This window comes from Escherichia sp. KTE52 (assembly GCF_000408325.1).
Classification (GTDB): domain Bacteria; phylum Pseudomonadota; class Gammaproteobacteria; order Enterobacterales; family Enterobacteriaceae; genus Escherichia; species Escherichia marmotae.
Genome location: NZ_KE138676.1, coordinates 838883 through 862476 on the forward strand (window position 1 = coordinate 838883; position 23594 = coordinate 862476).

18 protein-coding genes and 3 pseudogenes are annotated in these 23594 nt (G+C 49.9%); 13 read left to right on the forward strand and 8 right to left on the reverse strand.

Going from position 1 to position 23594, the window contains the following annotated elements; translation table 11 throughout:
* Positions 1 to 123: 123 nt before the first annotated feature.
* Positions 124 to 401: pseudogene (locus tag A1SC_RS0121325) on the forward strand (type II toxin-antitoxin system RelE/ParE family toxin).
* Complete coding sequence (locus A1SC_RS17110) at positions 401 to 685, forward strand: HigA family addiction module antitoxin (RefSeq protein WP_000781370.1); 285 nt, start codon at positions 401 to 403, stop codon at positions 683 to 685. The pseudogene A1SC_RS0121325 and the gene A1SC_RS17110 overlap by 1 nt, the downstream one beginning before the upstream one ends.
* Positions 686 to 912: 227 nt before the next feature.
* Here the strand turns inward: A1SC_RS17110 and fdnI are convergent, their stop codons facing one another.
* Genes fdnI through fdnG form a run of 3 tightly spaced genes read right to left on the reverse strand, consistent with a single transcriptional unit; the run spans position 913 to position 5503 of the window.
* Positions 913 to 1566 (reverse strand): formate dehydrogenase-N subunit gamma, encoded by a 654-nt coding sequence (gene fdnI / locus A1SC_RS17105; protein WP_000045637.1) that lies wholly within the window; start codon positions 1564 to 1566, stop codon positions 913 to 915.
* On the reverse strand, positions 1559 to 2443 hold the full coding sequence (gene fdnH, locus A1SC_RS17100; RefSeq protein WP_001240589.1) for a formate dehydrogenase N subunit beta: 885 nt from the start codon (positions 2441 to 2443) through the stop codon (positions 1559 to 1561). Before fdnH ends, fdnI begins: the two co-directional genes overlap by 8 nt.
* A gap of 12 nt (positions 2444 to 2455) precedes the next feature.
* On the reverse strand, positions 2456 to 5503 hold the full coding sequence (fdnG, locus tag A1SC_RS17095; RefSeq protein WP_077633351.1) for a formate dehydrogenase-N subunit alpha: 3048 nt from the start codon (positions 5501 to 5503) through the stop codon (positions 2456 to 2458).
* A 231-nt stretch (positions 5504 to 5734) separates the two neighbouring features.
* Between fdnG and yddG the strand changes: the two genes are divergently transcribed.
* From yddG to A1SC_RS17055, 7 genes are all read left to right on the forward strand, one after another.
* On the forward strand, positions 5735 to 6616 hold the full coding sequence (gene yddG / locus A1SC_RS17085; protein WP_000166096.1) for an aromatic amino acid efflux DMT transporter YddG: 882 nt from the start codon (positions 5735 to 5737) through the stop codon (positions 6614 to 6616).
* Positions 6617 to 6896: 280 nt separating this feature from the next.
* Positions 6897 to 8285 carry a nitrate/nitrite transporter NarU gene (narU, locus tag A1SC_RS17080; RefSeq protein WP_001207879.1) on the forward strand — a complete coding sequence of 463 codons (1389 nt, stop codon included), beginning with the start codon at positions 6897 to 6899 and terminating at the stop codon, positions 8283 to 8285.
* Positions 8286 to 8428: 143 nt separating this feature from the next.
* The gene (narZ, locus tag A1SC_RS17075) at positions 8429 to 12169 is read left to right on the forward strand and encodes a nitrate reductase Z subunit alpha (protein WP_016262015.1); all 3741 of its coding nucleotides are present in this window, start codon (positions 8429 to 8431) and stop codon (positions 12167 to 12169) included.
* Positions 12166 to 13710: a nitrate reductase subunit beta gene (narH, locus tag A1SC_RS17070; protein ID WP_016262016.1), complete on the forward strand. Its 1545-nt coding sequence runs from the start codon at positions 12166 to 12168 to the stop codon at positions 13708 to 13710. The genes narZ and narH overlap by 4 nt, the downstream gene beginning before the upstream one ends.
* Positions 13710 to 14405: a nitrate reductase molybdenum cofactor assembly chaperone gene (gene narW, locus A1SC_RS17065; RefSeq protein WP_001516391.1), complete on the forward strand. Its 696-nt coding sequence runs from the start codon at positions 13710 to 13712 to the stop codon at positions 14403 to 14405. The genes narH and narW overlap by 1 nt, the downstream gene beginning before the upstream one ends.
* Complete coding sequence (narI, locus tag A1SC_RS17060) at positions 14402 to 15082, forward strand: respiratory nitrate reductase subunit gamma (RefSeq protein WP_000617141.1); 681 nt, start codon at positions 14402 to 14404, stop codon at positions 15080 to 15082. The genes narW and narI overlap by 4 nt, the downstream gene beginning before the upstream one ends.
* An 80-nt stretch (positions 15083 to 15162) precedes the next feature.
* On the forward strand, positions 15163 to 16056 hold the full coding sequence (locus A1SC_RS17055; protein WP_000804361.1) for a PhzF family isomerase: 894 nt from the start codon (positions 15163 to 15165) through the stop codon (positions 16054 to 16056).
* A gap of 143 nt (positions 16057 to 16199) precedes the next feature.
* Here the strand turns inward: A1SC_RS17055 and nhoA are convergent, their stop codons facing one another.
* Positions 16200 to 17045 (reverse strand): N-hydroxyarylamine O-acetyltransferase, encoded by an 846-nt coding sequence (gene nhoA / locus A1SC_RS17050; RefSeq protein WP_000187926.1) that lies wholly within the window; start codon positions 17043 to 17045, stop codon positions 16200 to 16202.
* Between the two features lie 174 nt (positions 17046 to 17219).
* Here nhoA and A1SC_RS17045 point away from each other — a divergent pair, with 174 nt between their 5' ends.
* Positions 17220 to 17789 (forward strand): flavin reductase family protein, encoded by a 570-nt coding sequence (locus tag A1SC_RS17045; RefSeq protein ID WP_000085920.1) that lies wholly within the window; start codon positions 17220 to 17222, stop codon positions 17787 to 17789.
* A gap of 4 nt (positions 17790 to 17793) precedes the next feature.
* On the opposite strand, the gene pptA is transcribed toward A1SC_RS17045, so the two are convergent.
* Positions 17794 to 18021, reverse strand: a complete 228-nt coding sequence (gene pptA / locus A1SC_RS17040; RefSeq protein ID WP_001120151.1) for a tautomerase PptA — start codon at positions 18019 to 18021, stop codon at positions 17794 to 17796.
* Positions 18022 to 18343: 322 nt separating this feature from the next.
* On the opposite strand from pptA, the gene A1SC_RS17035 reads away from it, so the two are divergent.
* Positions 18344 to 20320 (forward strand): alkyl/aryl-sulfatase, encoded by a 1977-nt coding sequence (locus A1SC_RS17035; protein WP_001176571.1) that lies wholly within the window; start codon positions 18344 to 18346, stop codon positions 20318 to 20320.
* 102 nt (positions 20321 to 20422) lie between these two features.
* A complete protein-coding gene (locus A1SC_RS17030; protein ID WP_016262017.1) occupies positions 20423 to 21472 on the forward strand; it encodes a sensor domain-containing diguanylate cyclase in 1050 nt (349 codons plus the stop codon).
* Between the two features lie 29 nt (positions 21473 to 21501).
* On the opposite strand, the pseudogene A1SC_RS24455 reads toward A1SC_RS17030, so the two are convergent.
* Positions 21502 to 22094 (reverse strand): annotated as a pseudogene (locus A1SC_RS24455) (ISAs1 family transposase); the annotation flags it as partial.
* A gap of 143 nt (positions 22095 to 22237) precedes the next feature.
* Here A1SC_RS24455 and A1SC_RS25755 point away from each other — a divergent pair.
* Positions 22238 to 22357, forward strand: a pseudogene (locus tag A1SC_RS25755) (toxin SymE, type I toxin-antitoxin system family protein); the annotation flags it as partial.
* Positions 22358 to 22412: 55 nt separating this feature from the next.
* On the opposite strand, the gene A1SC_RS17025 reads toward A1SC_RS25755, so the two are convergent.
* Both A1SC_RS17025 and A1SC_RS17020 read right to left on the reverse strand, forming a co-directional pair.
* A complete protein-coding gene (locus A1SC_RS17025; RefSeq protein ID WP_016248705.1) occupies positions 22413 to 22742 on the reverse strand; it encodes a barstar family protein in 330 nt (109 codons plus the stop codon).
* Positions 22743 to 22770: 28 nt separating this feature from the next.
* On the reverse strand, positions 22771 to 23594 hold an 824-nt coding region (locus tag A1SC_RS17020; RefSeq protein ID WP_024214568.1), incomplete at its 5' end, for an ISAs1 family transposase.

The window sequence follows — 23594 nt, forward strand, 5'->3', positions numbered from 1 at the left end:
TTTCACTCTTCTTCTTTTCCTCCCCGATCTTTCCCCTCACAATTCGCGAAAACGTAGCGAAATTTGTTGCGCTGCACGAAACAATAGTGATAGTGTTCCTTTTGAAGGAACAAGGATGAAGAGATGATAATGAATTTCAGACACAAGGGATTGCGTGACTTGTTTCTTCTCGGCAAAACCTCCAGCGTTATACCGACGCAAGTCAAACGATTACGCCACCGACTCGCTGTGATTGATGCAGCAAGCTGTCTTGCTGATATCGATATGCCGGTTACCGACTACACCCGTTAAGCGGCGATCGCGATGAAATTTGGACGATATCTGTCTCGGGCAACTGGCGAATCACATTTGAATTCGTCAATGGCGATGCATACATACTGGATTACGAGGACTATCACTGATGAAAATGGCCAATCATCCCCGCCCGGGGGACATTATTCAGGAATCACTGGACGAACTTAATGTCAGCCTGCGCGAGTTTGCCAGAGCAATGGAAATTGCGCCCTCAACGGCAAGCCGATTGCTGACCGGAAAAGCAGCTTTGACACCAGAAATGGCGATTAAACTTTCCGTGGTGATCGGCAGTTCGCCGCAAATGTGGCTGAATCTGCAAAACGCCTGGAGCCTGGCAGAGGCTGAAAAAACGGTGGATGTGTCACGACTGCGCCGTCTGGTTACGCAATAAAAAAATGGCACCTTATAAAGCGCCATTTGAAACTGATGACAAACGCAACATTGCCCGATGCGCTACGCTTATCAGGCCTACACGTTCACTGCAATCTATTGGATTTGAACGGTTTGTAGGCCGGATAAGGCGTTCACGCCGCATCCGGCATGAACAAAGTGCACGTTATCTACAATAAAAAATGGCGCCTTTTACAGCGCCATTTTCAGCTTAAAGCTCAAAAGAGATTATATCCCTTCTTCACTCTCTTTTTTCGCTTCGGCCTTCTCGATTTCACGATACCAGCGCGGATGGTGTTTCTTCGCCCAACGACGGCTCACCTTTCCTTCGACCATCCCTTTAATCGACCCTTTCACCCAGAATGCCATATACATATGGATCAGGATGGCGTGGATCAGGATGATACCCGCGGCTGCGTGGATCAGCAGACTGTAGCGGACAACCTGAATCGGGAAGTACTGCGCAAAGTACGGACGCCAGATAATCACCCCGGTCACCAGCAGCACGAAAATCATGCTCATGATCGACCAGAACATCATCTTCTGCCCGGCGTTGTACTTACCGACATCCGCCACTTTGTGCTCATTGCCTTTCAATACTTCGACAATGTTCAACAGCCACGGAATATCTTTCTTATCCGGGATGTTGTGATGCACAAAGCGGAAGAACATAAACATCAGCGCGACAAAAATCGCAATGCCGAAGAATGGGTGCAAAATGCGTCCCATCTGCGGCGTACCGAAGGTTTGCGTCAGCCATTGCAGCGTCGGGAAGAAGAACGAAATCCCGGAAAGTGCCACCAGGAAGAAGCAAATCACCACGGTCCAGTGACAGGCGCGATCAATAAACTTGGTGCGCACAATCATTTTCGACTTACTCATGATTTCCCTCCTCGTCATCGTCCACTTCCTTATTCGGGCCAATACCGATGTAGTGGAAAATCAACCCGGCAAAGGTGGCGATAAAGCCAGCCGCTGCCAGCGGTTTCAACGCGCCTTTCCACAAGTTCACCGAAGTATCAATCTTCGGCTCCTTCGGCAGACCGTGATACAGCTCCGGCTGATCGGCGTGATGCAACACATACATGACGTGCGTGCCACCAACCCCTTCCGGGTTGTAGACGCCAGCATGTTCGTAGCCACGCGCTTTCAGTTTCGCCACCCGCTGTTCCGCCAGCTCCAGCATCTCCTTCTTGGTGCCGAAGTGGATCGCCCCGGTCGGACAGGTTTTCACACAAGCCGGTTCCTGGCCGACGCTGACGCGATCGACGCAGAGGGTGCATTTATATACCCGGTTATCCTCTTTGTTGAGGCGCGGAATATTAAACGGACACCCGGCAATGCAGTAACCACAGCCGATGCAGTTTTCCGACTGAAAATCGACAATGCCGTTAGCGTACTGAATGATTGCACCGGCAGACGGACACGCCTTCAGGCAGCCCGGATCTTCACAGTGCATACAGCCGTCTTTACGGATCAGCCACTCCAGCTTACCGTTCTGTTCGGTTTCGCTAAAGCGCATCACCGTCCAGGATTTGGCGCTCAGATCGGCGGGGTTATCGTAGACCCCGACGCAGTGCCCCACTTCATCACGGATGTCGTTCCACTCCGAACATGCCACCTGGCAGGCTTTACAGCCGATACAGGTGGAAACGTCGATAAGTTTCGCGACTTCTGCTTTGTAATCACGCACCTGCGAAGGCGGCGTGATGGAGTTAGTTGCGGACCTTTTGATAATGTCCTGCGTTTCCATAGCCATCTGTTCGCCCCCTTACGCCTTCTCGATGTTGACTAAGAACGCTTTATATTCCGGCGTTTGCGAGTTTGCATCACCGACATTCGGCGTCAGAGTGTTAGCGATATAGCCTTTACGCGCGACACCCTCAAAGCCCCAGTGGATTGGAATACCCACCGTTTCTACCTGTTGACCGTTAACGTTCAGCGGCTTCAGACGGCGCGTTACCACGGCCACCGCGCGGATAAAGCCACGCTTACTGGAGACAGTGACACGATCGCCATTGGCAATGCCTTTCGCCGCCGCCAGCGTTTCGCTGATTTCCACAAACTGTTCCGGCTGGGCGATTGCGTTGAGCAATGCGTGCTTGGTCCAGGTGTGGAAGTGCTCGGTCAGACGGTAGGTCGTACCCACGTAAGGGAACTGCTCTTTTTTCCCCATCCGCAGCGCATCTTGTTCATACAGACGCACGACCGGGTTAGACACCACGTTTGGATGCAGCGGGTTCGTACCCAGCGGCGTTTCAATCGGCTCGTAGTGTTCCGGGAATGGACCTTCTGCCATTTTGTTGATGGCAAACAAGCGTCCCATCCCTTCCGGCTGCATGATAAACGGCCCGGTTGGCGTACCCGGTGCGGCATTGCCGAAGTCCGGAATATCATTGCCCGTCCACTTGCTGCCGTTCCACTGGATCAGCATCCGTTTCGGATCCCACGGTTTACCGTTGATATCCGCTGAAGCACGGTTGTACAGCACGCGACGGTTGAGCGGCCACGCCCATGCCCATCCCAGCGTATTCCCCAGACCTGACGGATCGGAGTTATCGCGGTTGGCCATCTGGTTGCCCTGCTCGGTCCAGCTACCGGTGTAGATCCAGCAAGAAGATGCAGTCGTACCGTCATCACGCAGATGCGCAAAGCTACTCAGCAACTGACCTTTCTTCGCAATCAGCACGCCATTGGCATCATAGAGATCTTCCAGCGCATAGCCGTTGTTCTCTTTTGCCACTTCGTCAGATTGCGGCTCGTGCGGCTGCTTGTAGTTCCAGCTCATCTTCATCAGCGGTTCTACGCCTTTACCACCTTCGGCTTTATACAGCTCGCGCAGATGGTGGTAGATACCCGCCAGAATTTCACCGTCGTTACGCGCTTCGCCCGGAGCGTCCTGACCTTTCCAGTGCCACTGCAACCAGCGACCGGAGTTGGCGATAGAGCCATCTTCTTCAGCAAAGCAGGTCGAAGGCAGACGGAATACCTCGGTCTGGATAGACGCCGGATCGACATCGTTCGACTCGCCGTGGTTCTGCCAGAAGGTGGAGGTTTCAGTCACCAGCGGATCGATAACCACCATGTATTTCAGCTTACTCAGGCAGCTAACCACTTTGTTTTTGTCCGGGAAGGACGCAACCGGGTTAAAGCCCTGGCAGAAATAACCGCTGACCTTGCCTTCGTCCATCATGTTGAAATACTTGATGACGTCGTAGGTCTGATCCCACTTCGGCAGCCAGTCGTAACCCCAGTTGTTTTCTTTCTGTGCGGCATCGCCGTAGAAAGATTTCATCAGGCTAACGAAGAACTTCGGATAATTGCTCCAGTAGTTCACCTGATCAGCCAGCGTCGCTTTCGGCGTATTCGCTTCCAGATACGACTGCAGATCAACCTGTTTTTCTGACGGCAGCGTCAGATAACCCGGTAAGCTGGTAGAGAGCAGACCTAAGTCGGTCAGACCCTGAATGTTGGAGTGGCCGCGCAGCGCGTTCACGCCACCACCAGCCATACCCATGTTGCCGAGCAGCAACTGGATCATCGCCATAGTACGAATGTTCTGCGCACCGACAGTGTGCTGCGTCCAGCCCAGGGCGTACAGGAAGGTGGTTGTGCGATCCGGCGCGCTGGTGGAGGCCAGCACTTCACACACTTTCAGGAAGTCGGCTTTTGGCGTACCACAGATGTTTTCTACAACATCCGGCGTGTAGCGGGAAACGTGCTCTTTCAGCAGGTTCCACACGCAGCGCGGATGAGTCAGCGTATCATCGCGTTTCGCATAGCCATTTTCATCGAACTGATAGTTCCAGGACGACTTATCGTACTGGCGTTTTTCAGCGTCATAGCCGCTGAACAGGCCGTCTTCGAAAGCAAAATCATCACGCACCAGCAGGCTGGCGTTGGTGTAATGCTTAACGTATTCAGCGTTGATTTTGTTGTTTTCGATCAGGTAGCGCAAAACGCCAGACAGGAACGTAATGTCCGTACCGGAACGAATAGGCGCGTAGATATCCGCGACAGAAGCGGTACGCGTAAAACGGGGATCGACAACGATCAAGGTTGCATCGTTGTTGTTTTTCGCTTCCATCGCCCAGCGGAAACCGACGGGATGCGCTTCAGCAGCGTTACCGCCCATCACCATCACGACGTTAGCGTTTTTGATATCCACCCAGTGGTTGGTCATCGCACCGCGACCAAATGTTGGAGCAAGACTTGCTACCGTTGGTCCGTGTCAGACGCGTGCCTGGTTGTCTACCGCCAGCATCCCGAGGGAGCGAGCAAATTTTTGGGTCAGCATCCCGGTTTCGTTGCTGGCACCGGAAGCACACAGCATACCGGTAGAAAGCCAACGGTTAACCGTTACGCCCTGCTCGTTCTTCTCAATAAAGTTGGCATCACGGTCAGCTTTCATCAGCTTCGCAATACGGGAAAATGCTTCATCCCAGCTAATACGCTGCCATTTATCTGAACCTGGAGCGCGATATTCCGGGTAACGCAGACGGTTTTCACTGTTCACGTAGTCCAGCAAACCGGCCCCTTTCGGGCACAGCGCACCGCGGCTTACCGGATGATCCGGATCACCCTCAATGTGATAAATCGCTTCTCTGGCGTTTTTAGCTCCATCACCCAGGCTATACATCAATAGCCCGCAACCTACGGAACAGTATGTGCAGGTGTTACGGATCTCTTTTGCGCGTAATAATTTATAGTTTCGCGCCTGAGCCAGTGCTTGCTTCGGGGCAAAGCCCAATGCTGCTACTGTTGTTCCAGCCATACCGCCCGCGCAGATTTTAAAAAATTGTCTGCGACTGACGTCCATTGCTTTCCTCTTTTTACACGGGTGTAACTGCGCGAGGAAACTAACAGTAAAATTCCGAATCTTTTTGCGCCAAATCAAAAAGAACGCCTGTTTGCCACAAAATAGTTCGCCTTTACAAATTGACCTACCTCAATAGCGGTAGAAAAAGTCACCACGTCCTGACAGGCAGGTTAAAAAAATGCTATAAATTTCAGCGCAATTTTTAATGGCAAGAGAGAAAAAAGAGCAAATATGACAAAACAAAAAGCAACACTCATTGGCCTGATTGCGATCATCTTGTGGAGCACGATGGTTGGGTTGATTCGTGGGGTCAGTGAGGGGCTCGGTCCGGTAGGAGGAGCGGCGGCGATCTATTCATTAAGCGGACTACTATTAATATTCACTGTTGGATTCCCACGTCTTCGGCAGATCCCGAAAGGCTATTTACTTGCTGGCAGCGTATTGTTTGTCAGCTATGAAATTTGCCTCGCGCTTTCTTTGGGATACGCGGCCACCCGCCATCAGGCCATTGAAGTCGGTATGGTGAACTATCTATGGCCCAGCCTGACGATTCTTTTTGCCATTCTTTTTAACGGACAAAAAACAAATTGGCTGATTATTCCAGGATTGCTTTTCGCGTTGATGGGTGTTTGTTGGGTGCTGGGCGGTGAGAATGGCCTGAAATATAATGAAATAATCAATAATATCACTACCAGCCCATTAAGTTATTTTCTGGCGTTTATTGGTGCCTTTATCTGGGCGGCTTATTGCACGGTAACCAATAAATATGCCCGTGGATTTAACGGCATTACCGTTTTCGTTCTTCTGACGGGTGCAAGCCTATGGGTTTACTATTTTCTGTCGCCACAACCAGAGATGGTTTTTAGCACCCCTGTCATCGTCAAACTCATTTCTGCGGCTTTTACTTTAGGATTTGCTTATGCCGCCTGGAATGTCGGTATTTTACATGGCAATGTCACTATTATGGCAGTAGGGTCTTATTTTACCCCCGTACTTTCGTCAGCGCTTGCTGCCGTGCTGCTCAGCGCACCGCTGTCGCTCTCATTCTGGCAAGGCGCACTGATGGTCTGTGGCGGTTCTCTGCTCTGCTGGCTGGCGACACGTCACCGATAAATAAAGATGACAAGATGAGGCCAACGCTTCATACAGCAACAAAACACGTTCAGGGATATGCGGATTTAAAAATTAGTGAAGGCAATGATATATTTTTGTTACATTCAGTAACACATAAGCCTTCAGATAATCCGCTTTCTCACCGCGCGGCTGTGCTTTCTTATCTATTCTTTCATTCAGCACTTCACTCTATTCATCCTTAATTCTAAAAACGGGCGGTTGCGCCCAACGTCCTGTCTTTTCTTTTTTTCATTAACAATGTGTGCATGCGAGGAAGAATATGGCACTGCAAAATGAGAAAAACAATCGTTATCTTTTGCGCGACTGGAAGCCAGAAAATCCGGCATTCTGGGAAAATAAAGGAAAGCATATAGCACGAAGAAATCTCTGGATATCAGTCAGTTGTTTACTTCTTGCGTTCTGTGTCTGGATGTTATTTAGCGCTGTCGCCGTTAATCTCAACAAAATCGGCTTTAATTTTACTACCGATCAACTTTTTTTATTAACCGCATTACCCTCCGTTTCGGGCGCATTATTACGTGTTCCCTACTCCTTTATGGTGCCAATATTTGGTGGGCGTCGCTGGACCGTTTTTAGTACCGCTATCCTGATTATTCCCTGCATCTGGCTCGGTTTTGCCGTGCAAAATACAGCTACTCCCTTCGGTGTATTTATTGTAATTGCTCTGCTGTGCGGTTTTGCGGGCGCAAACTTTGCTTCAAGTATGGGAAATATCAGTTTTTTCTTCCCGAAAGCCAAACAAGGTAGCGCACTTGGCATTAATGGCGGACTGGGTAATTTAGGCGTCAGCGTGATGCAACTGGTTGCGCCGCTGGTGATTTTTGTTCCGGTATTTGCCTTTCTTGGTGTTAATGGCGTACCGCAGGCCGATGGCTCTGTGATGTCACTGGCTAATGCTGCCTGGATTTGGGTGCCATTGTTGGTCATTGCCACCATTGCTGCCTGGTCAGGGATGAATGATATTGCCAGTTCACGTGCATCAATTGCCGACCAGTTACCTGTGTTACAACGCCTGCATCTCTGGCTGTTGAGTCTGCTCTACCTCGCCACTTTTGGCTCGTTCATCGGCTTTTCCGCGGGTTTTGCCATGCTGGCAAAAACGCAGTTCCCGGATGTGAATATTCTGCAACTGGCGTTTTTTGGCCCGTTTATCGGTGCCATTGCGCGATCGGTTGGCGGCGCTATCTCCGATAAGTTCGGCGGCGTTCGCGTTACGCTTATCAACTTTATTTTTATGGCTCTGTTCAGTGCGTTGCTGTTTCTGACGTTACCCGGCACGGGTTCAGGTAATTTCATTGCGTTTTACGCCGTATTTATGGGGTTGTTCCTGACGGCGGGTCTGGGAAGTGGCTCTACTTTCCAGATGATTGCCGTCATCTTCCGCCAGATAACCATTTATCGGGTGAAGATGAAAGGCGGTAGCGATGAAGAAGCACAGCGAGAAGCAATCACCGAAACCGCCGCCGCACTTGGCTTTATCTCGGCAATTGGTGCAGTTGGCGGCTTTTTTATTCCACAGGCGTTTGGCATGTCGCTGAATATGACCGGCTCGCCGGTTGGCGCGATGAAAGTGTTTTTAATCTTTTACATCATCTGTGTGCTGCTGACCTGGCTGGTCTATGGTCGGCGGCAGTTTAGCCAAAAATAAGAGATCGATGCCTGATGCAACACTAACGCGTCTTATCAGTCCTACAACCGTGTCGCACCCGTAGGTCGGAGTCGGATAAGACGTTTACGCCGCATCCGACAAGGCATCAGATCCCAAATCATTCCTGGAGCAGGAGTCATGTCATGAGTAAACTTTTGGATCGCTTTCGCTACTTCAAACAAAAGGGCGAAACCTTTGCCGATGGCCACGGACAGGTGATGCATAGCAACCGCGACTGGGAGGACAGCTATCGACAACGTTGGCAATTCGACAAAATCGTGCGCTCCACCCACGGCGTTAACTGTACTGGCTCCTGTAGCTGGAAAATTTATGTCAAAAACGGCCTGGTAACGTGGGAAATCCAGCAGACCGACTACCCGCGTACCCGCCCTGACCTGCCCAATCATGAACCCCGCGGCTGCCCACGCGGCGCAAGCTACTCATGGTATCTCTACAGCGCCAACCGCCTGAAATACCCACTAATTCGTAAGCGGTTAATCGAATTGTGGCGCGAAGCACTTAAACAGCACAGCGATCCGGTGCTGGCGTGGGAATCGATTATGCATGACCCGCAAAAGTGCTTAAGCTACAAACAGGTGCGCGGACGCGGCGGGTTTATCCGCTCCAACTGGCAGGAGCTGAATCAACTGATTGCCGCTGCTAACGTCTGGACTATCAAAACTTACGGGCCGGATCGTGTTGCCGGATTCTCTCCGATTCCGGCAATGTCGATGGTCTCTTACGCCGCAGGAACACGCTATCTGTCACTACTCGGCGGCACCTGCTTAAGTTTCTATGACTGGTATTGCGACCTGCCACCCGCCTCACCGATGACCTGGGGCGAGCAAACCGACGTCCCTGAATCTGCCGACTGGTATAACTCCAGCTATATCATCGCCTGGGGGTCTAACGTACCGCAGACACGCACGCCAGACGCCCACTTCTTTACTGAAGTACGCTACAAAGGCACCAAAACTATCGCCATTACTCCTGACTACTCGGAGGTGGCGAAACTGTGCGACCAGTGGCTGGCTCCGAAGCAAGGCACCGATAGCGCGCTGGCGATGGCGATGGGGCATGTGATTTTAAAAGAGTTTCATCTCGATAATCCCAGCGATTACTTTATCAACTACTGCCGCCGCTACAGCGATATGCCGATGCTGGTGATGCTGGAACCGCGTGACGATGGCAGCTACGTTCCCGGACGAATGATTCGCGCGTCCGATCTGGTGGATGGACTGGGTGAAAGCAATAACCCGCAGTGGAAAACCGTGGCATTTAATACCGCAGGTGAACTGGTCGTGCCCAACGGTTCGATTGGCTTTCGCTGGGGCGAAAAAGGCAAATGGAATCTGGAATCCATTGCCGCAGGTGCAGAAACCGATTTGTCATTAACCCTGCTCGGCCAACACGACGCTGTCGCTGGCGTGGCTTTCCCCTACTTTGGCGGCATTGAAAATCCGCATTTTCGCAGCGTAAAACACGAACCCGTCTTGGTGCGTCAGTTACCTGTTAAAAACCTGACATTAGCCGATGGCAACACCTGTCAGGTCGTCAGCGTTTATGATCTGGTGCTGGCAAACTACGGCCTCGATCGCGGGCTGGAGGACGAAAACAGCGCGAAAGATTACGATGAAATCAAAGCCTACACCCCGGCCTGGGGTGAGCAAATTACCGGTGTACCGCGCCAGTATATTGAAACCATCGCCCGTGAATTTGCCGATACCGCCCATAAAACCCACGGGCGCTCGATGATTATCCTCGGTGCTGGCGTCAACCACTGGTATCACATGGATATGAACTACCGTGGGATGATCAATATGTTGATTTTCTGCGGTTGTGTCGGGCAAAGCGGCGGCGGCTGGGCGCATTACGTTGGTCAGGAAAAACTGCGCCCGCAAACCGGCTGGCTGCCGCTGGCATTTGCGCTGGACTGGAACCGGCCACCGCGCCAGATGAACAGCACTTCGTTTTTCTACAATCACTCCAGCCAATGGCGCTATGAAAAAGTCACCGCCCAGGAACTGCTCTCACCGCTGGCCGATGCCAGTAAATACAGCGGTCATCTGATTGATTTCAACGTTCGCGCTGAGCGCATGGGTTGGCTACCTTCCGCGCCGCAACTGGGGCGTAACCCGCTCGGGCTGAAAGCCGAAGCCGATAAGGCCGGATTATCACCCGCCGAATTTACCGCTCAGGCGTTGAAGTCAGGCGAGTTACGCATGGCCTGCGAACAGCCGGACAACGGCAGCAATCATCCGCGTAACCTGTTTGTCTGGCGCTCTAACCTGCTTGGCTCCTCCGGCAAGGGTCACGAGTATATGCAGAAATATCTGCTGGGTACGGAAAGTGGCATTCAGGGGCAAGAACTTGGGCCGACGGAGGGAATTCAACCGGAAGAAGTAGAGTGGCAAACCGCCGCGATAGAGGGAAAGCTCGACCTGCTGGTAACGCTCGATTTCCGTATGTCCAGCACCTGCCTGTTTTCCGATATCGTCCTGCCTACCGCCACGTGGTATGAGAAAGACGATATGAATACCTCGGATATGCATCCGTTTATTCATCCACTTTCTGCGGCGGTCGATCCCGCCTGGGAATCACGCAGCGACTGGGAAATCTACAAGGGTATCGCCAAAGCGTTCTCGCAAGTGTGCGTGGGCCATCTCGGCAAAGAAACTGACGTGGTACTTCAGCCATTGTTACACGACTCTCCGGCAGAGCTATCCCAACCTTGCGAAGTGCTCGACTGGCGCAAAGGTGAATGCGATCTGATCCCCGGCAAGACTGCGCCTAATATTGTGGCGGTGGAGCGCGACTACCCTGCTACCTACGAACGCTTTACCTCACTGGGGCCGTTGATGGACAAACTCGGCAACGGTGGTAAAGGTATTTCATGGAATACCCAGGATGAAATCGATTTCCTCGGCAAACTCAATTACACCAAACGCGATGGCCCGGCTCAGGGGCGTCCGCTGATTGATACCGCCATTGATGCATCGGAAGTGATTCTGGCGCTGGCACCGGAAACCAACGGCCATGTTGCGGTAAAAGCCTGGCAGGCGCTGGGTGAGATCACCGGACGCGAACATACTCATCTGGCGCGGCATAAAGAAGATGAAAAGATTCGCTTCCGCGATATTCAGGCGCAGCCGCGTAAAATCATCTCCAGCCCGACCTGGTCTGGCCTGGAAAGCGATCACGTCTCCTACAATGCGGGATACACCAACGTTCACGAGTTAATTCCGTGGCGCACGTTGTCTGGCCGTCAGCAGCTCTATCAGGATCACCCGTGGATGCGTGCCTTTGGCGAAAGTCTGGTGGCTTATCGCCCACCTATCGACACCCGTAGCGTTAGCGAAATGCGCCAGATCCCACCAAACGGCTTTCCGGAAAAAGCCCTTAACTTCCTGACACCGCATCAGAAATGGGGCATTCACTCCACTTATAGTGAAAACCTGTTGATGCTGACGCTCTCACGCGGTGGACCGATTGTCTGGATCAGCGAAACCGATGCCCGTGAACTGACTATTGTTGATAACGACTGGGTGGAGGTCTTTAACGCCAACGGTGCGCTGACTGCCCGCGCGGTAGTCAGCCAGCGTGTACCGCCGGGCATGACCATGATGTATCACGCTCAGGAACGGATTATGAATATCCCCGGCTCGGAAGTGACCGGAATGCGCGGCGGTATTCACAACTCGGTCACCCGCGTTTGTCCGAAACCGACGCATATGATTGGCGGTTACGCGCAACTGGCCTGGGGCTTTAACTACTACGGCACCGTCGGCTCGAACCGCGACGAGTTCATCATGATCCGCAAGATGAAGAACGTGAACTGGCTGGATGATGAAGGTCGCGATCAGGTACAGGAGGCGAAAAAATGAAAATACGTTCGCAAGTCGGCATGGTGCTTAACCTCGATAAATGTATCGGCTGTCACACCTGTTCGGTGACCTGTAAAAACGTCTGGACTGGACGCGAAGGTATGGAGTACGCGTGGTTTAATAACGTCGAAACCAAACCGGGCATTGGTTACCCGAAAAACTGGGAAGATCAGGAAGAGTGGCAAGGCGGCTGGGTTCGCGATGTCAATGGCAAGATCCGCCCGCGGCTGGGCAGCAAAATGGGCGTGATAACCAAAATCTTTGCCAATCCGGTGATACCGCAGATCGACGACTACTACGAACCTTTTACCTTCGACTATGAACATTTGCATAGCGCGCCGGAAGGTAAACACATTCCCACTGCGCGTCCACGTTCGCTGATCGACGGCAAACGGATGGACAAAGTGATCTGGGGGCCAAACTGGGAAGAACTGCTGGGCGGAGAGTTCGAAAAACGCGCCCGCGACCGCAACTTCGACGCCATGCAAAAGGAGATGTACGGTCAGTTTGAAAATACCTTCATGATGTATTTGCCGCGCTTGTGCGAACACTGCCTTAACCCAAGCTGTGTGGCGACCTGCCCCAGCGGCGCTATCTATAAACGCGAAGAAGACGGCATTGTGCTGATCGACCAGGACAAATGTCGTGGCTGGCGCTTATGCATCAGCGGTTGTCCGTACAAAAAAATCTACTTTAACTGGAAAAGCGGCAAGTCAGAAAAATGCATCTTCTGTTATCCGCGAATTGAGTCCGGACAGCCAACGGTCTGCTCCGAGACCTGCGTAGGTCGCATTCGATATCTTGGTGTGCTGTTCTACGACGCCGACCGCATCGAAGAAGCGGCGAGCACGGAACGTGAAGTTGATCTCTATGAGCGCCAGTGCGAAGTGTTCCTCGATCCGCACGATCCCTCGGTGATCGAAGAAGCTCTGAAGCAAGGTATCCCACACAACGTGATTGACGCCGCCCAGCGTTCGCCGGTTTACAAAATGGCAATGGACTGGAAACTGGCGCTGCCGCTGCACCCTGAATATCGCACCCTGCCGATGGTCTGGTATGTGCCACCGCTGTCACCCATTCAGTCTTACGCCGACGCGGGCGGACTGCCCAAAAGCGAAGGCGTGCTGCCGGCCATCGAAAGCCTGCGTATTCCAGTGCAATACCTCGCCAATATGTTAAGTGCGGGTGATACCGGCCCTGTACTACGGGCACTAAAACGGATGATGGCGATGCGCCACTATATGCGTTCGCAAACCGTAGAAGGCGTAACTGATACCCGCGCAATTGACGAAGTGGGTTTGAGCGTCGCCCAGGTCGAAGATATGTATCGCTATCTCGCTATCGCCAACTATGAAGATCGGTTTGTCATCCCAACCAGTCATCGGGAAATGGCGGGTGATGCGTTTGGAGAGCGTAACGGCTGTGGCTTTACCTTTGGCGACGGTTGCCACGGCTCTGATACCAAATTCAACCTGTTCAACAGTAGCCGGATCGATGCCATCGACATTACCGAAGTACGCAATAAAGCGGAGGGGGAATAATGCAAATCCTCAAAGTGATCGGCTTGTTGATGGAGTATCCGGACGAGCTGCTATGGGAGAACAAAGACGACGCACTGGCGCTGATTCGCCGTAACGCGCCGATGCTCACCGATTTCACCTGCGACCTGCTCAATACACCGCTGTTGGATAAACAGGCTGAATGGTGTGAAGTGTTTGACCGTGGACGTACCACTTCTCTGCTGCTATTCGAGCATGTTCATGCCGAGTCCCGCGATCGCGGTCAGGCAATGGTAGATCTGCTGGCGGAGTATGAAAAAGTCGGCCTGCAACTAAATTGTCGCGAGCTGCCTGATTATCTGCCGCTGTATCTGGAGTATTTAAGTGTGCTGCCGGATGACCAGGCTAAAGAAGGTTTGCTCAACGTTGCGCCAATCCTCGCCCTGCTTGGCGGACGCTTAAAACAACGCGAGGCACCGTGGTATCCGTTGTTTGACGCCCTGCTGCATCTGGCGGGAAGTACTCTTTCAAGTGACAGTGTCACAAAACAGATACGCAGCGAGGAGCGCGACGACACCCGTCAGGCGCTGGATGCAGTGTGGGAAGAGGAACAGGTGAAGTTTATTGAAGATAACGCCACGGCGTGTGACAGCTCGCCGCTTAATCAATATCAGCGACGCTTTAGCCAGGATGTCGCACCGCAGTATGTCGACATCAGTGCGGGAGGTGGGAAATGATTCAGTATCTGAACGTCTTTTTTTACGATATCTACCCGTACTTGTGTGGCACGGTTTTTATCCTCGGAAGCTGGCTGCGCTACGATTACGGACAGTACACCTGGCGTGCCTCCTCCAGCCAGATGTTGGATAAACGTGGAATGGTGCTGTGGTCGAACTTGTTCCATATCGGCATTCTGGGGATCTTCTTCGGCCATTTGTTTGGCATGCTAACGCCACACTGGATGTACGCATGGTTTCTGCCAGTGGCGGTAAAACAGCAGATGGCGATGATCCTCGGTGGTATTTGCGGTGTGCTGACACTGATTGGCGGAGCGGGGTTGCTGGTACGCCGTTTAACGAATCCGCGTATCAGGGCGACGTCTTCTGGTGCGGATATCCTGATCCTCGCCATTTTGTTAATTCAGTGCATTCTGGGGTTAACCACCATTCCCTTTTCAGCACAACATCCGGACGGCAGCGAAATGATGAAGCTGGTGGGCTGGGCGCAAAGCATCGTCACTTTCCAGGGCGGTGCATCGACGCATCTTGATGGTGTGGCTTATATCTTCCGCGTTCATCTGGTGTTAGGAATGACCATCTTCCTGCTCTTCCCGTTCACCCGACTGGTGCATGTGTGGAGTGCGCCGTTTGAGTACTTTACCCGTCGGTATCAGATTGTGCGCTCGCGGCGTTGATTCTCACGTTGGCCGGATTAGCCCTTCGCTCTCCGGCCACTTGCAGGCTATGCTAGTTCTCCAGCCACAGGAGAACGTTAATGAAACCGCAGGTTTACCACGTCGATGCTTTTACCTCTCAACCGTTTCGCGGCAATTCTGCCGGTGTTGTTTTCCCTGCCGATGATCTCAGCGAAGCGCAAATGCAGCTTATCGCCCGCGAATTAGGCCATTCTGAAACCGCTTTTCTGCTGCACAGCGACGACAGCGATGTGCGCATTCGCTACTTTACGCCAACGGTTGAAGTGCCGATTTGCGGTCACGCGACCGTGGCGGCGCACTATGTGCGTTCGAAGGTATCAGGTTTGGGGAATTGCACCGTCTGGCAAACGTCACTGGCGGGAAAGCACCGCGTGACTATCGAAAAACATAACGATGATTATCGTATTTCGCTGGAACAAGGTTCCCCTGGCTTTGAGCCACCGCTGGAAGGCGAAACACGTGCGGCGATTATCAACGCGCTTCATCTCACTGAAGACGACATTCTGCCCGGTTTGCCGATCCAGGTGGCGACTACCGGACACTCAAAAGTGATGATCCCGTTGAAGCCGGAAGTGGATATCGATGCCCTTTCACCAGATCTTGCTGCGCTGACTGCCATCAGTAAACAGATTGGCTGTAATGGTTTTTTCCCCTTCCAGATCCGCCCTGGTAAAAATGAAACCGATGGCCGCATGTTCTCACCTGCAATTGGCATTGTGGAAGATCCGGTTACCGGCAATGCCAACGGCCCGATGGGCGCATGGCTGGTGCATCACAACGTGTTACCCCACGATGGCAATGTATTGCGTGTTAAAGGCCATCAGGGGCGCGCATTGGGTCGTGATGGAGTGATTGATGTGACGGTGACAATTCGTGATAACCAGCCGGAGAAAGTGACTATTTCTGGTACGGCGGTGATTTTATTTCATGCCGAGTGGGCAATTGATCTTTAAAACCGTTGCCATAAATGGCAGAAAAACAAATTGCCTGATGTGCTTCGCTTATCAGGCCTACAACCGCATCATAATTTATTGAATCTGTTGGCTAATGTAGGCCGGATAAGACGTTTACGCCGCATCCGGCACTCTGACACAAACTATTTACCTGCCTCCGGATGCGTATCAAATGCTGCCATCACCTGCGCCAGCTCATCCTCAGTGAAACCATGTTTTGCATCATCCACGCCCAGACCAAACTGCTCCTGCATCACGGCATATAACGACGCTACATCTGGCAAATTCTGCTGCTCTGCTACGTGACCATTCTCATAACGGGTAAAATGAAAATTGGTCAACGTCAGCTTGCCGCCATCTGGCAAATGACGGCACATCAGCAAATGATGGCGAAAATGCGATTGCGGCCAGTGCGCCGACCAGAAGTTGCCCATCACATAATCGCTTTGCTGCTGTTCACAGAGATCAAAACGGTACATCGACTGCCAGTGCTGATGATGATTAAACTGCAAAATCCAGTCGTCATTTTCCTGTCGCAGGCGATACTCTCCGTGCGGCGTGGCTTGCACGATGTCAGGCACTAAACGAATCGGCGCGGTTAACGTCTGCCCACCAAAACCGACATCGGCAATCCAGCGTTCATCTTCCAGCTCCACCAACAGCAAACGGTGCGTGCGCGGCGGCAACGATGGTGGATTAGATAACACCACGCGTCCTAACAGACTACGAACGTTGAAACCTAACTCGCGTAACACCCGCTCAAACACGCCATTCTGCTCAAAGCAGTAACCACCACGACGGGCGATGACCAGCTTATCTTCCAGCGATTGATCATCCAACTGCATTTCCCTCGGCAGCAAGACGTCGAGGTTTTCAAACGGAATGGTGCAATTGTGTTTCAGGTGTAATGCGCGCAGCGTGTCGATGTTGACCGCAGCGGCTCCCGACCAGTTAATGCGGGCAAAATAGTGATTCAGAATGGGCGTCATCAGGCGTTTCCCTAAGTGGTTTTATCAACTTATAACCTGGATTAGACGTAGCACCGGCTATTTTGTGCGTTCGTGGACATCCATCACGTTCGTAAATCGCCAATCCCGTTAATTTCGTTGCTTATTGCGTTACGAGCTACGCTTTTAAAACCCCCTTCATAGCGAGGCGATACCGTGAGCCGATTTATTCCCGTCGAGTTGCATCATGCCAGCCGTCTGTTAAACCACGGCCCGACTATTTTGATTACCAGTCACGATAAACTGTCCCAGTTACGAAACGTAATGGCCGCAGCCTGGTCGATGCCTGTAGAATTTGAGCCGCCGCGGGTGGCAATTGTGGTGGATAAATCCACCTGGTCACGGGAGTTGATAGAACGTAGCGGCATGTTTGGCATTGTGATCCCCGGCGTAGCGGCAACTAACTGGACCTGGGCGGTAGGTAGCGTTTCAGGGCGCGATGAAGATAAGTTTAACTGTTACGGCATTCCTGTCGTGAAAGGTCCGGTGCTGGGTTTACCGTTGGTCGAAGAGAAATGTCTGGCGTGGATGGAATGCCGCCTGCTGCCCGCGACTTCTGCGCAAGAAAAATACGATACTTTATTTGGCGAAGTTGTGTCGGCAGCGGCAGACGCGCGGGTATTTGTCGAAGGTCGCTGGCAATTTGATGATGATAAACTCAACACCCTTCACCATTTAGGCGCTGGCACTTTCGTTACCAGCGGTAAACGCGTCACGGCAGGATAGCGCGCTACATGCTGTAACCCGGTTTTTTGATCAATGTCGCCATCTGGGGCGCGATTTCGCTGTCCCAGACAGCTTGCCATGCTTCCGGTTGGATCTGCTGTAGTGCGATGCTGATCGAACTCTCTTTACTGTTCAGATGGCGAATAATGACGTCGGTAATCTCCGCGGCCAGTTCCGCTTTTTGTTGCTCGTCCAGTTCACGGGGAAAACACTTAATATCAATATGTGGCATTGTTATGCTCCTTTTTAAAGACTGCCAGCAAAATTAGCACAAGCCGAAAACGTCATGTGTTCTTTGATGCGAAATGATGTGCAAAGAGATAGCGATATTTACGTCGCCATTTTAATAACGCATATATACTATTAGCTTCCACAATAATAAACACCTGCCTTGTAATATACAGAATCTATTCTTTATTTCTTATCATATTAAGAAAATTCACGACATCCAGCTTGCTGATTTATTAATGCCAATTATAGTTATTCTTGCCCTCACTAAGAATTTTCGCTCGGAATATCCTTTCTTTTATAAAGTCTTTCTGGAGACACTTGCGATGCAGCTTAATCATATTGCTAAAAGTCTGCTAGTCATGGGATTATTCACCACCAGTTCACTTCCTCTCATTGCCGCGGAAGCACCAAAAGAGGCCACCTCAGCCACCCAACAAGCGAATAATGCGCTTTATAGTCAATTACCCTTTTCCGATAACACCGATTTCACTGATGCTCATAAAGGATTCATTGCCCCCATACCTCAGGAGGTGATTAAGGGTGAACAAGGGAACGTCATCTGGAATCCACAGCAATATACTTTTATAAAAGAAGGCGATAAAGCACCTGATACGGTTAACCCAAGTTTATGGCGTCAGGCGCAACTGATAAATATCAGTGGTTTATTTGAAGTAACCGACGGCGTCTATCAAATTCGCAATCTCGATTTATCAAATATGACCATCATCGAAGGTAAAGAAGGTATTACCGTCGTTGACCCACTGGTTTCTGCAGAAACAGCCAAAGTGGGTATGGATCTTTATTACAAAAATCGTGGTCAAAAACCGGTAGTGGCAGTTATCTACACGCACAGCCATGTCGATCACTACGGCGGCGTTCGCGGCGTGGTTGATGAAGCTGACGTTAAATCAGGTAAAACAAAAATTTATGCACCAGCCGGTTTTTTAGAGGAGGCCGTTTCAGAAAATATTATGGCTGGCAATGTGATGAGCCGACGAGCCAGTTATATGTACGGCAACTTATTGAAACCTGACGCTAAAGGCCAGGTTGGAGCCGGGCTGGGAACAACAACGTCAGCAGGAACAGTTACATTGATTGCCCCTACCAACTACATCACCAAAACCGGGCAAAAAGAGACGATCGATGGGTTGACCTACGATTTTCTGATGGCGCCCGGTTCCGAAGCACCTTCTGAAATGTTGTGGTTTATCGAAGAAAAGAAACTGATCGAAACTGCAGAAGATGTCACGCACACCCTCCACAACACCTATTCACTGCGTGGTGCCAAAATTCGTCAACCTCTTCCCTGGTCCAAATACATCAACGAGGCACTCAATTTGTGGGGTGATAAAGCGGAGATAATTCTCGCTCAGCATCACTGGCCAACCTGGGGCAATGACAACGTCGTTAAACTGCTAAAAACCCAGCGCGATTTGTATCGTTACATCAACGATCAAACGCTGCGCATGGCGAATCAGGGGCAGACCCGCGATGAGATCGCCGCAAACTTTAAATTACCCTCCTCGCTTGCTAACACCTGGGCGAATCGCGGGTATTACGGTTCGGTGAGTCATGATGTGAAAGCAACTTATGTGCTTTATCTCGGTTGGTTTGATGGTAACCCGGCAACGCTTGATGAATTGCCGCCAGAAGACGCTGCGAAGAAATTTGTCGAATATATGGGCGGTGCTGATGCCATTTTACAAAAAGCCAAACAGGATTATGACCAGGGTAATTTCCGCTGGGTTGCCCAGGTTGTCAGCAAGGTGGTATTTGCCGATCCAAATAACCAGGCTGCGAGAAATCTGGAAGCCGATGCGCTTGAACAGTTAGGCTACCAGGCAGAATCCGGGCCGTGGCGTAATTTCTATCTTACTGGCGCACAGGAATTACGTAACGGCGTGCAAAAACTGCCAACGCCAAATACTGCCAGCCCTGACACTGTACGCGCAATGACGCCGGAAATGTTCTTTGATTATCTTGCGGTGCACATTAATGGCGAGAAAGCAGCAGACGCTAAAGCTGTATTGAATTTTGATTTCGGTGAAGATGGCGGCACTTATAAAGTAGAGCTTGAAAATGGTGTGCTCAATCACACTGCAGGTACGCAAGCATCTGATGCTGACGCGACAATCACTCTCTCCCGCGATGTCTTGAATAAAATCGTTCTGAAGGAAGAGACATTGAAAGAAGCGATAGATAAAGGCGAAGTCAAAATCAGTGGCAATGCAGAGAAACTCAACGAAATGTTAGGCTATATGGATAATTTTGAATTCTGGTTCAATATTGTGACGCCATAAGTTCAGCATAAATTGGGCAGGCTTCCTGCCCTTTTCTGGTTATAAGAAATGATTTTTGATAAAAGAAAACACTCTCATTATTCGTGGAAAAAACGACAGGATATGGTTATTCGTGGAATGTCGATTAGCCTGCCGTGGTTTGCCTTGATTAACATCGGTTTTTCATCGATGATTTTGCTGCGAAGCATTTTATTCAATGAGGATATGACTTCATGGTTTAATGAGGAAAACCTTGTACATACTATTGATATTTCATCATTTGGCATTCTGCTGATCAGTGGCTTTTTATTGGTCACCCCCCGCAAAAACGTACTGTATATTCAGCGGTTATTGTTCGTTCTAAGCCTGTTATGGTCATGGTGTTGCTTTTATTTTATTGCACACTGGACGCTACCTTTTGCTTATCCGCTATGTGTATTATTAATGCTTAGCGCCATTGTTGCATTGTATTTTCATACTCCATCACTACTCGCATTTATCATTCCATTATGGTTTACCATTCCGTTAGCCAGTCTTATGCTCAATCATCATTTAAATATTCATTTCGTTGTTATCTGGTGCCTTTTTTCTCTCGCTCTCTATGGTGGACGTTTTATTTTATTACGTTGGTTTGAAGAAGCATGGCAACAAAACAGATACAACAACCTGCTAATTAATCGCCTCGACGCATTGGCTCATCGCGATCCCTTAACGGGAGTGGCAAACCGACGGGCGCTGGATAGTATTTTAGGTGATGCAGTAGAACAAGAGGCCTCATTTGCCCTAATTATGCTGGATGTCGATTTTTTTAAACGCTACAACGACACTTACGGACACCCGGCGGGCGATCGTTGTTTGATACAAGTTGCCGATGTACTGCAACGCGCAATTCGCCAGCCCGAAGATATAGTCGCTCGTTATGGTGGCGAAGAGTTTGCCATTATTCTTTTTAATGCCTGCTTGCAGGAAGCCGAAAAGATAGCAGCCAGAATTAAGCAAGAACTTAAACTGGCAGCGATTGCCCATCAGGCATCTTCTGTAAGTGCGTTTGTTACGGTTAGCCAGGGGATCACCTGTTCTGCTCCCGCCAAAACGACTGAACAAATAGTTGCAGATGCCGATGCTGCGCTGTACCGGGCGAAAGAAAGCGGGCGGAACCGGTGGGCTTTGTAAGCTTTGGGAGACAAGTCAGATTACGCTCCCTTTTCCTCAAAGGCTGTATTTAGCCGCCCTTGGTTTCCTTTTACAGCGAATAAATAATCACCTCCCTGTTTTTGTATCTTCTCTGCAATATCTTTCTGGCACCCCACCGCATTAGTTGTGATAATTTTTCCTTTAATATCCAACATGTTAAGAAGTTCAGGGATAGCTGTGATCTCATTAGATTTCTCATCCGTCTTGATCTGTCCGATGACCAGACTGTGCATTATTGAGAACGCACTAATGACATGAATCGCTCCCTTGCGCCGACTCTTGTCATAAGAGTGCCGGAGCGTTTTTCCATCAATTGCGATGACGTCTTTATCATCTGAAGAATGGCAGTCATGCATCCAGTTAATAAAGCACTCATGAAATTTTACAGGACTGATACAGGATACAACTCTGGCAATAGTATCGTGAACAGGAATACCATTTTCAAATTCACCATATTGCTTCAAAAAATCGAGATGCGTTTCCCTTCCCAACCTTCTGCACCAGAAATAACGGCACAAATAGTCAACAGTAGAATATCAGATAATTTATGTTCCACTTTCCAGGCTTGTCTGTAATCGGGGATAATAGAAATATGTTCCATCAATTTTTTAAATTATGTAAGGAGTATTTGATCATGTATAAGCAATGAAAAATAGCTTTAGGTAATAAGGAATATTTTAATTATTGAACATTTAGTGCGAATTATTTAGTACAAAAAAACAGCGTTACGTGATCTTTCCCTGATGTCTGATCCTGATTGCGGAGCACAACGAAGTAGAGGAGCTACGGAAGGAACTTTATCAGGTTAAACAGGTAGTTAAAGGAATGAAAGTCGGGATATCCGGTGTATTGAAAGAAGCGTAAAAATAAAAGCAGGGAAGATTTAATTCCTTCCCGGATTCTAATTAATGCTATCCGATTAATTTAATAATAAAACAATAGAAGGAGCTTGCCCTTTCTCTTTACATTTTTTACTAACAAACTCAATACTCGTAACCAAAGTATCTCTTATTTTTTGTTCAACGGAAGAAAATCCTCTTAATTCTAACAGTAAATATTCCTCACTATTTACATGTATAGATGTCATTTCATCCTGTGGATAGCGTAAGCTAAACAGGCAATCGATCAGGGCATCGCCGTTTCTACCAAAATATTCAGGAAAGCCTAACTTTTCAGATAGTTGATCGTAAAAATCATCCATTGTTTTTACTTTGTAAAAATCAATTAATACTCTGCTCCCTAATTTCATTATTTCCATCCTCCAAGACAGGGCAAGATTACGAAAGCCCGCTCCCCGCAAGGACTGACGCCAGATAGTTTCTGTCCATGGCTGCTTTTCTCATCTTACGTCTTAACCCTGCCTTGAATACCTTATCATTCGTCAAAATATTAATAGCGATGTGCCGTATCCCTGAAAATAATTCTGCTGCATTTCCTCTTCTTATTTTGCAGTCGTCTTCATTTATTACCACGTCCAGACGCCAGTGCAGCTTATTCTCCACGTGCCAGTGATTTCGGATCGCTGTGGCGAACTTCTCTGCGGTTAAATCAGCAGAACTGATATAATATCTGACCGTCATTTCTGGCTCTTTCTTTTGTTCTGCTATTATTGACCGAAAGGAGACTGCCACGCATAATTTCTTCAGCTCTTTCCATTCAAACGTGAAATTAATAAGTTCATCAGGGACATCGCAAACAATGTGAAGACGGAGTTCTTCTCTGCCGTGACTCTTTTCACTAATTGCGTAACTGTCATGCTCTGGATTATTTAATTCTTTCAGTGGAAATTTTTCCTCAAAGGCTTTATTAAGCCGTCCCTGGTTTCCTTTTACAGCGAATAAATAATCACCTCCCTGTTTTTGTATCTTCTCTGCAATATCTTTCTGGCACCCCATCGCATCAGTTGTGATAATTTTTCCTTTAATATCTAACATGTTAAGAAGTTCAGGGATAGCTGTGATCTCATTGGATTTCTCATCCGTCTTGATCTGTCCGATGACCAGACTGTGCATTGTTGAGAACGCACTAATGACATGAATCGCTCCCTTGCGGCGACTCTTGTCATAAGAGTGCCGGAGCGTTTTTCCATCAATTGCGATGA

Excerpts from the sequence above, each read along its gene's own strand:
- A1SC_RS17110 (WP_000781370.1), top strand. The coding sequence starts at position 401 with ATGAAAATGGCCAATCATCCCCGCCCGGGGGACATTATTCAGGAATCA.
- fdnI (WP_000045637.1), bottom strand. The coding sequence starts at position 1,566 with ATGAGTAAGTCGAAAATGATTGTGCGCACCAAGTTTATTGATCGCGCC.
- fdnH (WP_001240589.1), bottom strand. The coding sequence starts at position 2,443 with ATGGCTATGGAAACGCAGGACATTATCAAAAGGTCCGCAACTAACTCC.
- yddG (WP_000166096.1), top strand. The coding sequence starts at position 5,735 with ATGACAAAACAAAAAGCAACACTCATTGGCCTGATTGCGATCATCTTG.
- narU (WP_001207879.1), top strand. The coding sequence starts at position 6,897 with ATGGCACTGCAAAATGAGAAAAACAATCGTTATCTTTTGCGCGACTGG.
- narZ (WP_016262015.1), top strand. The coding sequence starts at position 8,429 with ATGAGTAAACTTTTGGATCGCTTTCGCTACTTCAAACAAAAGGGCGAA.
- narH (WP_016262016.1), top strand. The coding sequence starts at position 12,166 with ATGAAAATACGTTCGCAAGTCGGCATGGTGCTTAACCTCGATAAATGT.
- narW (WP_001516391.1), top strand. The coding sequence starts at position 13,710 with ATGCAAATCCTCAAAGTGATCGGCTTGTTGATGGAGTATCCGGACGAG.
- narI (WP_000617141.1), top strand. The coding sequence starts at position 14,402 with ATGATTCAGTATCTGAACGTCTTTTTTTACGATATCTACCCGTACTTG.
- A1SC_RS17055 (WP_000804361.1), top strand. The coding sequence starts at position 15,163 with ATGAAACCGCAGGTTTACCACGTCGATGCTTTTACCTCTCAACCGTTT.
- nhoA (WP_000187926.1), bottom strand. The coding sequence starts at position 17,045 with ATGACGCCCATTCTGAATCACTATTTTGCCCGCATTAACTGGTCGGGA.
- pptA (WP_001120151.1), bottom strand. The coding sequence starts at position 18,021 with ATGCCACATATTGATATTAAGTGTTTTCCCCGTGAACTGGACGAGCAA.
- A1SC_RS17035 (WP_001176571.1), top strand. The coding sequence starts at position 18,344 with ATGCAGCTTAATCATATTGCTAAAAGTCTGCTAGTCATGGGATTATTC.
- A1SC_RS17030 (WP_016262017.1), top strand. The coding sequence starts at position 20,423 with ATGGTTATTCGTGGAATGTCGATTAGCCTGCCGTGGTTTGCCTTGATT.
- A1SC_RS17025 (WP_016248705.1), bottom strand. The coding sequence starts at position 22,742 with ATGAAATTAGGGAGCAGAGTATTAATTGATTTTTACAAAGTAAAAACA.